Genomic DNA, 14,864 nt, shown 5'->3' with positions numbered 1-14,864 from the left:
CCGTCACCTATTATGATTGGAATCGAAAAGAAGCCTCAGCTGTAACGCCAAGGCTTGCGGATGACGATAGAGACAGGCGCTTCCACCTTACTGAAGCGGACTTGTCAGCAGGCTAAGCTCCGGATTGTTCTCTAAAGCCTCCTTGCAATAGTCGCAAGTAACCTTTACCGTGATTTCACCTTCTGAATTATACGCTATTATATCTCTGCGCTCCGCAGGGGTCAAGGAATGAAGGCCCAACTGCATTTCTGTAACATCACTTCTATTAATACTGCCTAGAGATGTCTTACAGTGCCTACAAACATAGTTTATTGCCATCTATATGCCTCCTGAAGGTACTATATACCTTCAGTATGTCCGGGCAGCTTCATCTTTAGCCTTAAAAACAACAGGGTTTACAGATTAACCATTGAACTTAGCCATTGTCTGCTCGAATGAATGCTGTAAGCTGTATTCCAGTGCATCACAAGTGTTAAGGATCATTTGCTTAAGCGGATCGCTTTCCTTCTTAGGAAAAGTAGAAAGAACATAATCGACAATAGCAAAACCTGGCTCAGGACGAGAAATACCCATTCGTACCCGATTGAAATTCTGTGTCCCTACATGCTGTATGATGGATTTAATTCCATTATGTCCACCAGCGCTTCCTTGATAACGCAAGCGGACTTTTCCGATTTCTGTATCCAAATCATCATAAACGACGATCATATCTTCAAGTTGAACTTTGTAATAATCCATATAAGCGCGAACGGCCTCACCGGATAAGTTCATAAAGGTCATGGGCTTAATCAATACGGTTTTGACGCCACCAATGACCCCTTCACCGATGACGGATTTACATTTGCTCTGGTTGAAGGCAATTCCGTTCTGGGCAGCAAGCTCATCCAAAGCCATAAAGCCAACATTATGCCTTGTTTTCGCGTACTGTGTTCCGGGATTTCCCAATCCGACAATCCATTTCATTATCGAACCTTTCCTTTCCGTTCGGGCTCTCCGGCAAGAGGAGTCCGTTTTTGGTACAATAGATCTAATCTACATATCTCTGTGCAACCAGAGCGAAATTATACTCCGAAGACAGGTGATAACCCATGCCGCACAAAGGCGAATTATTGACACATCAACGCCATTTTCAGTACCACATCCAATATGCAGTGCCCGTGGAAATATACAAGGGCGACGTGCATATTGATATCGGTGTATTAACAGCGGTAGACGAAGCTTTCGTGGAGCTACAAGGGACACTCTATAACCGCAGTTTATTCACCTTTGTCTCCCGTCCCGGATATTAAATCCAGTAGTTCTACCTGTAGCACGCCGATAAGGGTTACATCTCCGAGAACGGAGGTGTAACCCTTTTGTACTATTCATTCGTTATATTTATTCAATCTCGAACAATTTACTAATCGACAACTCTTCATGAACGCGGATAATTGCCTCACCCATAAGTGGAGCCACGGACAACACCTTGAGCTTAGAGGTTGGATTCGCGCTGCGAATTGGAATGGTATCCGTCACGATAATTTCTTTGATTGGAGAATTCTCCAGACGCTCGTGTGCAGGACCAGACAATACTGGGTGTGTACAGCATGCGTATACTTCCTTCACGCCGCCTTCCATCAAAGCATTAGCACCAAGTACGATCGTTCCAGCGGTATCGATGATATCATCGATCAGGATGGCTGTTTTGCCTTCGATATTACCGATGATGTTCATAACTTCGCTGACGTTAGGTTCTGGACGACGCTTGTCTATAATAGCCAGTGGAGCGTTCAGGAAATCAGCAAGCTTTCTTGCACGTACTACACCGCCATGGTCCGGCGATACGACAACTGGGTTCTCGATTTGCTTGGAACGGAAATACTGAGCCAGAATCGGTACACCAAGCAAGTGATCCACTGGAATATCGAAGAATCCTTGAATCTGCATGGCATGAAGATCCATCGTGATTACACGGTGAGCGCCAGCCTTTTCAATTAGATTCGCTACCAGCTTAGCGGTAATGGGGTCACGGGAACGGGCTTTACGATCTTGACGGGCATATCCGTAGTAAGGGATAACCACGTTGATGCTTTTTGCGGAGGCACGTTTAAGCGCATCTACCATAACCAAAAGCTCCATCAGGTTATCATTTACAGGGCCACAAGTGGATTGAACAATATAAACATGGCATCCCCGAACGCTTTCTGACAGCTTGACCTGAATTTCTCCATCGCTGAAACTTGTGGTGTGTGATTCACCCATCGGAATCCCGATGTAATCAGCAATTTGACTAGCTAGCTTAGGATTGGAGTTACAGGTGAAAATCTTTAACTTGGAATCACAATAAGTCATAAAATATAAACCCTCCGTGACGGAATTTAGCTTTCCAAAGGCGCCGGCGCGGAAATATAAGTCCGTCCGGCGCTTCTTAGCAACGCTTTACGATGGACTCGAGTGGTCTTTCTTCGCTTTTGCACGGGAACGGATCTTCTCTGCATATCCCGGTTTGTTCTCTTGTCTTACTCTAGCTACAGCCAGATCGTTCTCGGAAACGGAACGTGTAATTGTCGAACCTGCTACAACAAAAGCCCCTTTGCCCACAGTAACTGGAGCAATAAGGTTAACATTACTGCCAATAAAGGCATCGTCTGCGATTGTTGTCTTGAATTTATTATACCCGTCGTAGTTAACGGTAATCGCACCGCACCCGACGTTTACATTCTTACCTACAGATGCGTCGCCGACATAACTAAGATGTGACACTTTTGAACCGTCACCAATAGTAGCATTCTTGATTTCGACGAAATCTCCAACCTTAACCTCTTCTCCAAGCACAGAGCCTGGACGCAAATAGGCAAAAGGCCCAACGGTTGTCCGTGCGCCGACTTGAGCTTGATTCAATACGGACTGCTTAATCGTTGCATCATCCATAATCTGACAGTCTTCGATTTCACTAGCCGGTCCGATCACACAATTGTCCCCGATTACAGTCTTCCCTTTCAGGATGGTTCCTGGATAAAGCGTAGTATCTGATCCGATAACTACATCTGCTCCGATATAAGTGGAGGCTGGATCAATGATGGTCACACCGCCCAGCATGTGTTTACGATTAATACGTTGACGCATAAAGGCTTCCGCTTCGGACAAAGCTAAACGATCATTAACGCCGATAGACTCAGCTGCGTCATGGGTCTGATATCCTAGTACGGTATCCCCTTGTGAACGAAGAATCCCAATCACATCAGTCAAATAATACTCCTGCTGGTTATTACTGTTCGTTACCTTCTCGAGTGCAGCAAATAATTTAGCATTATCAAAACAATAAGTGCCTGTATTGATTTCTTGAACGGCATCTTCTTCAGTAGTGCAATCCTTCTGCTCTACAATCTTCAGAACGCCGCCATCTTCACCACGAATAATTCTTCCGTAGCCAGTAGGTTTTTCCATAACAGCTGTCAATACGGTTGCAGCCGCATTACGCTGTTCATGAAGCGCCATGAGTCCTTCCAGGGTCTCCGTGGTTACGAGTGGTGTGTCTCCACAAATAACTATAGTTGTTCCTTCTTCGCCAGCAAGTAAATCCTTTGCTTGTTTGACAGCATGGCCAGTGCCGAGCTGAGTTTCCTGCAGAACGTATTCCGCTCCTTCACCTACATAGGCCTTAACTTTCTCTGCGCCATGCCCAACAACAACAACGGTGCGCTGGCATCCGGTCGCTTTTACTGTATCAAGCACGTGCCCTACCATCGGCTTACCGCAAACGGGGTGCAGCACCTTATATAATTTAGATTTCATTCGCTTGCCTTGACCTGCGGCAAGTACTACAGCCATTCTTTTCAAGAATGCCAACCTCCTACTCTTGAACTCACTACTGAATATATCTCATTCCGGGCAAAAAGAAAAGAGAACCATGAAGTCATGGTTCTCTTTTCTATAAACCCCAAGTTAGAAAAGCATTTATCGCTGCCTTTCGAAGATGTCGTCAAATCCTTCACCAGCAATAGCTTTTCTTGCAAGATCAGGCTGCTAATTCATGAAGTGTATGTCGGTGTGATCTTATCAAAAACGGCGGATCCTACGCCACCCAAAAGGTAGCAGTCTTCCGAGGAAGCCTAAGCTCCCTCTTCAATAACTTCTTCTTCTTCCGTAGCGGCGCGATCGTACTCGGCCAGAACCGCGGATTGAATCTTCTCGCGTGTTCCCGAAGAGATCGGGTGCGCGATATCGCGGAATTCGCCGTCCGGTGTACGCTTGCTGGGCATTGCAACAAACATCCCATTATTGCCATCGATGACGCGAATGTCATGAACAACAAACTCGTTATCGATGGTAATGGATGCGATTGCTTTCATTCTCCCCTCAGAGTTAACGCGGCGGAGTCTGACATCCGTAATTTGCATGTGTGTGTTCACCACCTTTTTCCATCAGAGACTTGGTGTATAATTCCACACAGCAAAGCGAATTCCTTCTTTTTGATTCCATAAAATACCTAAAAAAGAAATATATTTTTTGGGATATGTTGTTTTCGACATACATCGAGTAGTTTTCTTAATATTCCTTACGTTTTCGACAATTTCCACGCTTTTTGAAAATGTAAGAGAATGGCTAATCAAGAGGAAAAGTAGTTGCCCGGATGCGCCGAAATTCTCCGCTCTTTCGAGTCTACTTCACTTAGTTTTACCAAGGACACGTAATCGTGCAACAGACGCTCTTCCGTCTCTACAGCGCCTGATTCCACTAAAACGCCTACCCCAGCAACCTCGGCATTAAATTCACCGAGCAGATCGACCATACCACGTACAGTCCCTCCCGCCTTCATGAAGTCATCTACGATAAGTACTCGCGATTTCTCCTTGAGTGCACGTCTGGAGAGAGACATTGTGTGTATGCTTTTATGAGATCCTGATACGTAGTTAATACTTACTGCTGATCCCTCTGTAACCTGATGGTCACGTCGTACAAGCACTACCGGCAAGCCTAGCTGTGCTGCTGTTGCATAGGCTAGTGGAATGCCTTTCGTTTCAACGGTCATCACCACATCGATTTCCGATCCGTAAAAGGCCGTTGCGATGATCTTACCCGCCTGTTCCATCAAAGACGGCAACCCAAGTAGATCCGACATATACAAATAACCGCCAGGCAATATCCGGTCAGTCTGCTCTAGCTGCACACATAAGCGCTGCACAAAGGTAAGCGCCATATCTTTAGGCATAACCGGGATATAACGTACTCCACCCGCTGCACCAGCTAAAGTCTGCAGCTCTCCGATGCCTTCACCTTCAAATACTTCTTTTATGATTGCCAAATCTTCACTAATGGAGGACTTAGCCGCTCCATAGCGATCGGCAAATATAGACAGCGGCAGTAGTTCATGCGGCCGCTCAAGTAAAAACTGAGTCATGTCTACCAAACGTTGGCTTCTTTTTAATTTCTTCACGGAATGCTCCTCGCCAAAACCGAATATTTTAGAAAAATATATCACTTTTGTACGGGTTTACACAAGAGAAGCAGACTAATTCAGTGATCTCACTGCGTAGACTTCCTTGCAGAACCCTCGCAGTCCGTTGTAAATCCTTGCTACTTTAGACTGCTTGGACACTAACCCGAATACGGTAGGTCCGCTGCCTGACATCAGTACGCCATCTGCTCCAAGCTTTATCATCGCTTCCTTGAGCTGCTGAACCTCTGGATGCAGCTTTAGGGTAACATCCTCAAGCACGTTGCCCAGATGGTTGCACACGCCCCCAAAGTCTCCAGCTTCTATCGCTTGCTGCATCTTTCGAGCAGAAGGATGAACCGCTATATTATTGCTCCGAACGCGTCCATACACTTCTGCAGTCGATACATTGATCGGTGGTTTCGCCAACACAACCCAGCATTGTGGCGGGTTATTGATTGGTGTCAGCTTTTCGCCTCGTCCTGTAGCCAAGGCTGTGCCGCCTGTGACGCAGAAAGGTACATCAGAACCCAGCTCAGCGCCAAGCTCCTGTAGCTCCTGCGCAGGAATACCCAGACGCCACAGACGGTTTAGACCGCGTAGCGTAGCTGCGGCATCACTGCTGCCGCCAGCCAGGCCAGCCGCAACCGGAATTCTTTTATCCAGATGGATATGTACCCCATTCTTCACGTTATAACGGTCTTTAATAAGCCTTGCCGCCTGGAAAGCTAAATTTTTCTCGTCCAGGGGAATATAACCAGCCTGACTTGATATTATAATAGTATCCCTTGGCAGCTCAGACAGCTCTAAGCGGTCTGCTAAATCTACCATGGTCATAATCATTTCCACCTCATGAAAACCGTCAGCACGTTTGTGCAGCACATCCAGCATCAAATTAATTTTAGCTGGTGCCTTTTCATACATTTTCAAGGCGTTCACCCACCTTCAGCTTTTCCCGTAAAAACAACTTAACATATTATATGAGAAACTTCTAATGAAGTCCAATAATAAAAGGGTGTCGCCATTTAGACGCACCCTTTTTCAGTAATATTCACTTTATAGCCTAAAATTTAAGATTTCCGCGCAGCCTGTTCAGCAAGCTGTATCGCTTTTTTCACCATGTTGCCAGCGTCTTGAGTTGTAATTCCACCCCAGCCCTCACGTTCCACGGTTTCATAAAAACCCAGCTCCTTGGCTAACTCTGTCTTCAGTTCCTCCGACATCATGCCTCGTTTTCTGCGGCTCATTACGGAATTCCTCCCTTATGAAAATAAATGATTAACCCGTTGCCCAATTAGTATGCTTGCTTAGCACACGGATCATGCACCAAATATTTGTCCCAAAAAACGTAAACAAAAAACAGCCTCCAAGGGAGACTGTTCGTGAAACATTAAGCTTTAATATACATAATCCGCATCTGCCCATCGTCTTCACAAACTGTGATTTCCACAGATTCAGTAAGTATATCGGCATAGCTATAGGAGACTCGCTTAAAAGTTTGCTGCTCCTGATCCAGTTTGACAATAAATACAGAAGGGTACGTTTCTTCCAGGACACCTGTGCGTTCAACGGTTTTACGACGACCTCCGTTTGCACGCAATGTGATCTTATGACCGACGTGAGCTTCAAGACTGCGTTTGATTTCCAACAGCGCGTTATTAGCCATTACCTGACGACCACCTCTTTTCTTGTCCATTATACAACTTTTTCAGGACAATGTCAAAGCAAATAAATAATTAATTATAGTTGATGCATATTTCGTTGTCAACGGAATTTTTTTGCGAGAAATCAGCGCCGGACTAATATCCTTGTTATCTGTAATATAGGCATTACAAAGAAAAAAAGAAAGGGTTAAGCTCAGCGCTCACCCTTTCTTTCGGATATTCTATTCAACCCATTCAAATTACCTATATTCCTGACACCATAGACCTATCTCTGCCGCTTAAATGGCTGATGGTGTCACTTTTAGCGCCGACAGATTCTGCAGTCGCGGCATTCCGATGCGGAAGCTGCCACGGGTCTCAACACCACCAATACCCTGATTACCGCTGATGGTATTATTCAGAACATCGCTAAGATTTACAGTATCCCTGATGGAAGTAAAGGATGATTTTGCTGCTACATACACGGGATCCAGAGCATGGATCAAAATTCGACCAGGTGAACTGGCAAAATTAGCTCCAGCTCCAAGTAAGGCCTCGAAATGAGATTGACAAGCACCGGCAACAATAGTCAACGCATCAAAATTCCGCTCATACTCCCTAGCTACCCTAATAGCAGCTATAAAGTTTTGCGAATTTTTATAGCTATTCAGACTATACAGATCGTAAGTATGCTGTTGCTTCAGTACCCCATCATGACCAGTGATCACTACAATATCTGGGCGTACACGGGGCAACAGCCGGTATAACGTATCAGCCATTGCAGATTCATGAACATGATGCCCTTCAGCGGGAATCCGCAGCTGCTCGTATAAGCTAAGGCTCTTATTCAAATATGCCGGATCGCCATCCAGATGCAGTACTTTACCTGGCACTTCAAAATAAGGAGCTTCCTTGGACGGTGGAGCCCATGTCCCCTCTGTTAGGGTTCCCCCGCTCCGCTGACTTTGCTCCTGACGGTCCTTCCGCAGCTGTGTCAGTGATTCCTTCGCTTTGATCTGTGCTTGCTGTCCCCGTTCCGTTATTCGGGTAGGAGGCACTTGAACCAGGTCATCCAGAGGAGAATCCGCCAACAGGCGGAAATCTGTGCCTTTAATGACGGCTCTATCCTGCACAATATTATCTACACGAAATGTTAAATCACCGCCATAAGATTTGCGAACGACCAAGTCTCCTAAATTCATTACAACCACCACCTCTACCCCATCGTATGGGCAAAGGCCTCAGTTGGTTCATAACTCAACATATTTTTAAAATATAAGAATGTATAATGCTCCACCAGAATAACATCCTTATATTTCTACGAGAAACGGTTGTCGTCCTTAAGACAACAACCGTTTCCTATTGCTTATTCAATTCCAGCGGCTAGCAAAACACCGCTTAAGCGGGCGTATTCTTCAAGACTGAGTGTTTCTCCGCGACGGGTCGGTTCAATACCCGCTTCTGCGAGTAAAGCCTCCAGCTGCTCACGTCCTTGTTCAGGGAAGTAACGAGCCTTCAGATTGTTAGCAATCGTCTTGCGGCGCTGTGTGAAAGAAGCGTGAACCACTTCAAAGAAATGCTTCTCACTCTCCACCTTTACCGGAGGATGCTCTCTAACCTTCAGACGGATAACAGCAGACTCCACATTAGGTTGAGGGATGAATACCGTACGTGGCACGATACAGACGAGCTCAGGCTCGCTGTAGTACTGCACGGCAATGCTAAGACTTCCGTATTCCTTTCCACCTGGAGATGCAGCCATACGCTCCGCAACCTCCTTCTGAATCATTACAACGATGTTATCAAGGGGAAGCTTCTCTTCGAGCAGCTTCATCAGAATCGGAGTAGTCACATAATAAGGCAGGTTAGCAACCACACTGACCTTGTTCACAGTGGTGAAATCTTCCTTGAACATTTCCTGCAAGTTCACATTGAGGACATCATCGTTACGAACCTTAACATGGGGATAGGGGGAAAGTACGTCTTTTAATATTGGAATCAGTCTACGGTCAATCTCTACGGCAGTTACAGCACCCGCTGTTAGTGCCAGACGCTCCGTCAGCGCTCCAATTCCCGGCCCGATCTCCAGCGCCCCAGAATCGCTATCTAGTCCAGCAGCGTCTACAATCTTGTCCAAAATATTCTGATCAATCAAAAAATTCTGTCCCAGGCTTTTCTTGAACTTGAATCCATAACGTTGAATAATCTCTTTGGTCCGTTTTGGAGTCGAAATTTCCTCTCTACCACTCATGAAGTAATGCCTCCCTGATCAATTTGGGCGAGAGCCCCGGCAAATTCCTCCCGCGTAATCCCAAACATCGCCAGCCGCTTGTACAGCTGTTTGCCGTTACAATATCCGATTCCAAGCAAATTACCAAGTGCCATACGTCTTTCAGCAGCCCGAGGGTGTACAAGCATTCCAGCGGCCATAAGATCATCAATACCAATCAAAGCAGGTGCTCCTTCAAAAGAGGTATGTACATTACGCAGCGCATGACGAATCGCCTCTGGCGATGCATTCTCTACACCGATATCCCCTTTTCGAGTTGCGTCCTTCTCTGGAATAAAAGCATGCTTGCAGCCCGGCACCTTCGCTGAAACGATTTTACGAATTCGCTCCCCAGCATGGTCCGGGTCCGTAAGAATAATAACCCCTCTACGTTCCATAGCAAGCGCGATCTTAGCAATTACAGTCCGGTTTACAGCAGAGCCGCCTGTCTCAATGGTATCCGCTTCTACAGCACGCTTAATGGCTACGGTATCGCTTTTGCCTTCAACGACGATTAATTCCTTAATCATATTTCTTGACTCCTTCCAAAAAAAGCAAAAAGAAGAGGATTCGCTCCTCTTCTTTTGGTTAAAGAATGTATAAGTGATGAGCGGTTGCTCTGCGATCAACGAAATGATCATCCAGCGTTCCTTAACGGTTATCATCACTATAGCTTATCAAAGGATTTTTTGCAAAAGCTTCAGTTCTAGTTAAGCTCTGGTTTCACAGGTCCAATCACATAAACGGTACGTGATTTACGGCCGAAATTACGAGCATGGCTCAGGGAATCATAATAGACATCCACTTTATTGCCTTTAATGGCACCGCCAGTATCCTCTGCACGGCGGAATCCAAGCCCATCGATATAAACCCACCAGCCAATAGGAATTACATTCGGATCTACTGCAATTGTACGACCTTCCGTTACGCGTGTTCCGGAGGCAGTTTTAGTACCTATCCCTGGCTCTTCTGACGAATAAGCTGTCATGGAGACGTTCTTAATCATCTTCTTGTACTCAAAGTCTACGCCAGCCTTGCTTGTGACGTTCTTAGTCTTAGCGCTAACTTTAGTCGTTTTGGAGGTAGTGCTTGATTTGGAAGTTGTTGTAGCTTTAGCAACTACAGTAGGCTTAGGAAGTGCTTTAGTACCAACGGCAATGATCTTATCTTTTGTTACCGTTTGTACTTCCTTGCCGATCATGCGCATAGAGGCCAGTTCTCCGTCTTGATAGATCTTTTCAATATGCTGAACCATGACGCCTGGTTTGCCTGCCTGTGCCACTCTAACTGTTCCCACAGTAAGGGAGGGATCTGCTGTCTTAATAACACGGAAAGGTAAGTTAGTTGTTCGCTGTACCGTTTGCTTGTTGATACGAACGATCTTAATCTCCATGTCAGCAGAGATGGTGGTGTCTAACGAAGGAAAAATCTTATCATAGCCTTCTAGGTTGATACCCAGTTTGTCAATCGCTTGACCGATAGTGTCTTCGGTCGTATATAACGTTTTTGTTGCTCCGTCCGCAGTAAGGCTAAATTTCTGCGCACGATTGATAACGACACGGTCACCGTCTTTTATTTCATCACTCAGACCTAAAGATAATTCATCATGCGGCTGCAGCGAAATTTGCTCTTTCTCCAACACATCACCAAGAAGTGCTTCTCGCGTTTCAAGTGTCTGTGTTTGCCCGTCTATTACTAAAACTAATTGTTTATTACTTTGACCGTGTACGTACAGCAGAATTAACAGCGCGATTGCGATTGAAATCACACCTGCAAGTAAAAGTACGCGAGTATTTACTTGCTCCCACCGTAATGCGAAAGACCTGCTGGATGACTGCGAATCATGGGATACCTCTGGTTGGAATAAGCCCATTCTCTCCATCCTCCTTACATAGCCTCGTCGTCAATTTGTATATCATGAGGACTGAATTTCTTTGACGAAACTATTTGAGATTGTCACAGGATACGCACGTATTAACTTAGCGTCTCCTGCTCATGGATCGCCTGCTCGGCACAGCTACTCCCACACCTGTTATATAACAGTATGCGGGCAACATTCAGTTTATTCAAAAATAAAGAAGCCTAAAAAGAGTTCTCTTGAGGACTCTTTCGTGGCTTCTCCGATGTCAGAATACGCGGGAATGTTTGTGCACGAGGTTGCCTCTCTTACTTGCGCTTACGGGGTTAGCTGTCGGGTTCGGACGAAAGAGAGACGCCCTATTTCAGGTCACCCGCTCACGGCGGTTGCCCTTAAATTCACCCCAAAGACCACGTGAAGAAATCAAATATTGTTCTGCGGCAATTCCTAGTCGTATTCAAGATACAGGCATGCGGCAGTTCAATATTGGTTCCCCCGTTCTCCATACGGAGACTCAGCGAGACGATCCATGAATCAATGGCTGTCACAATAACAACAGCTCACATCACTGAAAAGATGATATCCTGTTTTGATGCATGTTGTAAAGGACGATTCAACCACGTTTACGCAAATATATGGTTAAAATATTGTAATAATCAGCCGTTTTTATATTAAAAAAGTTTAATATATCGGCCATTCTCTATTTTTCACCCGTTTTACTCCTGTTTTCAGACAATCCCAAATCGTTCCAGTGCGTTCGCATACGTAATTTTAGCCAATTCTTCCCATGTTAACCCTTTAATTTCAGCCGCAGCCTCTGCTACTAACTTCACATGAGCACTCTCATTTCGCTTGCCTCGGAAGGGGTGTGGAGTCAAATATGGAGCGTCTGTTTCGATCAATAATCGGTCCAATGGCGTCTGTGCAAGCACCTCTTTAGGCACTCTGGCATTTTTGAACGTGATCGGTCCTCCAAATGACAAATGAAATCCTAGATCTAGACACATTTTTGCGGTTTCCCAGCTGCCTGAGAAAGAATGCATTACGCCACCAATTTCATTTGCTTTTTCCTCCCGTAAAATCCGTACGACATCTTCATGGGCATCACGGTCATGTATGCAGATTGGCATTTTTAGTTCACGGGCTAGTCCAATTTGTTTGCGGAAGACCTCCTGCTGCACATCCTTGGGAGAGGTATCCCAATAATAATCCAACCCAATCTCTCCGATGGCCACCACTTTCTCATGGCTGCAAAGAGAGGCGATCCAATCGAGGTCCCCCTCTTTCATATCAATCGCATCCTGTGGATGCCAGCCCACCGCTGCATAAATATAATCATAAGATTCAGCCAGCTTCATCGTTGAAGGGATCGTTTCCCGATTAAATCCTATATTGATCATCTTGCTAACTCCGGCCTCTACTGCACGAGCTATAACTTCCTCGCGATCCTCGTCGAATTGAGGCGCATCTAAATGTGTATGTGTGTCGAACAGATACATTTTAAAGCTCACTCCTTGTTGTTTTTATCAATAGTTCCATAAATATTTGTATTATTTTGCAAAAATCTCTGCTACAGAAGAGGGCAACCGTGTAAGGGCTTTTTTCAGCTTATCCTGTGGGAAATATAGGTGATATCTGCCACGATGAATTCCGCTTATTGAGCGCACAATATCCGATACCTCTGAAATTTCCCGCAATTGCTCATTGCGATCAAGCAGTAAAATTTGATTATTGTCGAAGGCTGCTCCTGGACGGAACACATCATAAGGCAAATCTGTCGGATAATCAATCTCTAAGTCATATTCTGGGTTAAGTCCCGCTCCCGCAAAACTGCTGCGGATTTCCGTAATCATATCTGTATCCAAATTCTCGATCTCTACATATTTATACAGTTTACGATGAATAAAACGGGTACACAAGTCGCTTAATAACTCATCTTCTTCAAGTGTCCATTGCATAAAAGCAGTCTGTATCAGTGCCTCATCAAGCATTAAATATTGTTTCACTGTTACTTCTCCTCGAAAGAGATCTTCCAGCGGAGCGATCATAAAGCGAAATTTGTACCCCTCTTGGAACAATTCTTTAGCTCTACGGAAGATTTGACGCAAAATAATTTCAGAGCTGCGCGTCACCGGATGAAAATATACCTGCCAGTACATTTGATAACGCGACATTAAATAATCTTCAATGGCATGCATACCTGATTCTTTTACTACAATCCGCCCATTATAAGGACGAAGCATTCTCAAAATCCGATCAATGTCGATGGTTCCATAGTTTACACCTGTATAGTACGCATCACGCAGCAAATAATCCATACGATCAGCATCCAGCGGACTGGAAACCAAATTGACAACAATTTCATGCTCATATGTCTTAGAGATAACTGAGGCTACTTTACGAGGAAAATCTTCCTCCACATCACGCAATATTTCGGTGATCTCCGTGTCCTCCAAAATAATTCGGCAGGTCCAATCCTCATGGTTCATTTCAAAAGCTTCTTCTATAGAATGTGAAAATGGACCATGCCCTAAATCATGCAGCAAAGCCGCACACAAAGTAAGCAAACTTTCTTCAGGAATCCAATCCTTATACCCGCTGCGCTCAAATTGCGAAATGATTCTGCGTGTAATTTCATATACTCCTAAAGAATGAGAAAAACGACTATGCTCTGCACCATGAAAAGTGAGATATGAGGTACCTAACTGGCGAATCCGGCGTAAACGCTGAAATTCTTTTGTATTAATTAGTCGCCAAATAATCGTATCCTGTACGTGAATATAATTATGAACGGGATCCTTGAAAACTTTTTCTTCCGTGAGCGGCTGCTTCATGAGATCAACTCCTTCTAATAATTTAATATGATTTTAACTAATATCAGTATATAATAAATAATTATGTCGTACTTTGTCGAAAAGTATCATTTTTGGTCTTGGTAAATCGACAAAATGCTTTCAGGGTAATTCTTAATTTTTATAGGGACATTCAAAGTTCTTATGGAAATTTTCTTATTCAGCCTATGAAAAAAGGTTGACTGATTTGGGAATCGTTGGTATTATAAGTATCATAAAACAGTGAACAATGTCGAATAATGACGTTTTTGGAACATTGAGAGGAGTAACGATTGTTATGATGAAATCAACAGGAATTGTAAGAAAAGTAGACGAACTTGGACGGGTTGTTATTCCTATTGAATTACGCCGTACACTTGGCATTGGCGAAAAGGACGCACTGGAAATTTACGTTGATGGCGAACGGATTATGCTTAAAAAGTATGAGCCTGCCTGCATTTTCTGTGGCAACGCTGAGAACGTAACTTACTTTAAAGGAAAAATAGTTTGTCATGAATGCATATCTTCCATCCCTACCCCTGTGACAAACTAAATTAAATAGTATATAATAGAACTAATCAAATTGTTAATTCTAACCTTTTCATATCTCCTTGACCTCCCGTGACCGCGGGAGGTATTTTTTATGTCTGGGTTTGCCCTCCTGGTTATCCCCTCCCTAAGGGCAATGTGCTTCAAGACGGAACTAGTAATACTTAGTTGTATTTCTTACAGTTATTTTAAATGATTTTTACCATTAAACGAATTAATTGTATTTTGTACACTTATATTTCCTATATCTCCGTGAAATCAATCCTTTCCACCTTTATAACTGTATGAAGTACAACTA

The 14,864-nt window shown here is 44.4% G+C and carries 17 protein-coding genes and 1 riboswitch; of the genes, 2 read left to right on the top strand and 15 right to left on the bottom strand.

Translation table 11 applies throughout. From position 1 onward, the window contains the following. Positions 1-87 precede the first annotated feature (87 nt). A complete protein-coding gene (locus tag MKY54_RS00255; protein WP_036678789.1) occupies positions 88-318 on the bottom strand; it encodes an anti-sigma-F factor Fin family protein in 231 nt (76 codons plus the stop codon). Positions 319-402: 84 nt separating this feature from the next. Then, positions 403-963, bottom strand: a complete 561-nt coding sequence (gene pth / locus MKY54_RS00250) for an aminoacyl-tRNA hydrolase (RefSeq protein ID WP_076130069.1) — start codon at positions 961-963, stop codon at positions 403-405. A gap of 125 nt (positions 964-1,088) precedes the next feature. Between pth and MKY54_RS00245 the strand changes: the two genes are divergently transcribed. Then, positions 1,089-1,289, top strand: coding sequence for a hypothetical protein (locus tag MKY54_RS00245; RefSeq protein WP_036678792.1), 201 nt, complete (start codon positions 1,089-1,091; stop codon positions 1,287-1,289). A gap of 88 nt (positions 1,290-1,377) precedes the next feature. Here MKY54_RS00245 and MKY54_RS00240 read toward each other — a convergent pair whose 3' ends face one another. The 13 genes from MKY54_RS00240 to MKY54_RS00180 all read right to left on the bottom strand — a co-directional run bounded on the left by MKY54_RS00240 (position 1,378) and on the right by MKY54_RS00180 (position 14,020). Beyond that, entirely contained in the window at positions 1,378-2,331 is a 954-nt protein-coding gene (locus MKY54_RS00240) for a ribose-phosphate diphosphokinase (RefSeq protein ID WP_036678796.1), read from the bottom strand. An 87-nt stretch (positions 2,332-2,418) separates the two neighbouring features. Then, positions 2,419-3,819, bottom strand: coding sequence for a bifunctional UDP-N-acetylglucosamine diphosphorylase/glucosamine-1-phosphate N-acetyltransferase GlmU (glmU, locus tag MKY54_RS00235; RefSeq protein ID WP_076138495.1), 1,401 nt, complete (start codon positions 3,817-3,819; stop codon positions 2,419-2,421). A gap of 272 nt (positions 3,820-4,091) precedes the next feature. Next, positions 4,092-4,379 carry a septation regulator SpoVG gene (gene spoVG / locus MKY54_RS00230; protein ID WP_020425826.1) on the bottom strand — a complete coding sequence of 96 codons (288 nt, stop codon included), beginning with the start codon at positions 4,377-4,379 and terminating at the stop codon, positions 4,092-4,094. A gap of 209 nt (positions 4,380-4,588) precedes the next feature. After that, positions 4,589-5,416, bottom strand: coding sequence for a pur operon repressor (purR, locus tag MKY54_RS00225; RefSeq protein WP_036678807.1), 828 nt, complete (start codon positions 5,414-5,416; stop codon positions 4,589-4,591). Positions 5,417-5,491: 75 nt separating this feature from the next. Beyond that, positions 5,492-6,346, bottom strand: coding sequence for a 4-(cytidine 5'-diphospho)-2-C-methyl-D-erythritol kinase (gene ispE / locus MKY54_RS00220; RefSeq protein ID WP_076194958.1), 855 nt, complete (start codon positions 6,344-6,346; stop codon positions 5,492-5,494). Positions 6,347-6,486: 140 nt separating this feature from the next. Then, positions 6,487-6,663: a small, acid-soluble spore protein, alpha/beta type gene (locus tag MKY54_RS00215; RefSeq protein ID WP_036678812.1), complete on the bottom strand. Its 177-nt coding sequence runs from the start codon at positions 6,661-6,663 to the stop codon at positions 6,487-6,489. A gap of 143 nt (positions 6,664-6,806) precedes the next feature. Further along, entirely contained in the window at positions 6,807-7,082 is a 276-nt protein-coding gene (locus tag MKY54_RS00210; RefSeq protein WP_019914493.1) for a Veg family protein, read from the bottom strand. Positions 7,083-7,358: 276 nt separating this feature from the next. Continuing rightward, complete coding sequence (gene yabG, locus MKY54_RS00205) at positions 7,359-8,261, bottom strand: sporulation peptidase YabG (RefSeq protein ID WP_036678813.1); 903 nt, start codon at positions 8,259-8,261, stop codon at positions 7,359-7,361. Between the two features lie 164 nt (positions 8,262-8,425). After that, a complete protein-coding gene (gene rsmA / locus MKY54_RS00200) occupies positions 8,426-9,310 on the bottom strand; it encodes a 16S rRNA (adenine(1518)-N(6)/adenine(1519)-N(6))-dimethyltransferase RsmA (protein ID WP_036678815.1) in 885 nt (294 codons plus the stop codon). Continuing rightward, on the bottom strand, positions 9,307-9,858 hold the full coding sequence (gene rnmV, locus MKY54_RS00195) for a ribonuclease M5 (RefSeq protein ID WP_036678817.1): 552 nt from the start codon (positions 9,856-9,858) through the stop codon (positions 9,307-9,309). The genes rsmA and rnmV overlap by 4 nt, the downstream gene beginning before the upstream one ends. Positions 9,859-10,034: 176 nt before the next feature. Further along, positions 10,035-11,201, bottom strand: coding sequence for a 3D domain-containing protein (locus MKY54_RS00190; RefSeq protein ID WP_076105834.1), 1,167 nt, complete (start codon positions 11,199-11,201; stop codon positions 10,035-10,037). Positions 11,202-11,486: 285 nt separating this feature from the next. Next, positions 11,487-11,716: riboswitch (cyclic di-AMP (ydaO/yuaA leader) on the bottom strand. A gap of 198 nt (positions 11,717-11,914) precedes the next feature. Then, entirely contained in the window at positions 11,915-12,685 is a 771-nt protein-coding gene (locus tag MKY54_RS00185) for a TatD family hydrolase (RefSeq protein WP_036678823.1), read from the bottom strand. Positions 12,686-12,736: 51 nt separating this feature from the next. Continuing rightward, complete coding sequence (locus MKY54_RS00180) at positions 12,737-14,020, bottom strand: HD domain-containing protein (protein WP_076282727.1); 1,284 nt, start codon at positions 14,018-14,020, stop codon at positions 12,737-12,739. Positions 14,021-14,315: 295 nt separating this feature from the next. Between MKY54_RS00180 and MKY54_RS00175 the strand changes: the two genes are divergently transcribed. Beyond that, complete coding sequence (locus MKY54_RS00175; protein WP_036678829.1) at positions 14,316-14,570, top strand: AbrB/MazE/SpoVT family DNA-binding domain-containing protein; 255 nt, start codon at positions 14,316-14,318, stop codon at positions 14,568-14,570. Positions 14,571-14,864 lie beyond the last annotated feature (294 nt).

Origin of the sequence: Paenibacillus sp. FSL P2-0121, from assembly GCF_037975345.1 — a bacterium.
GTDB classification, from domain to species: domain Bacteria; phylum Bacillota; class Bacilli; order Paenibacillales; family Paenibacillaceae; genus Paenibacillus_AQ; species Paenibacillus_AQ odorifer.
This window is presented reverse-complemented; position numbering and strand designations above follow the sequence as displayed.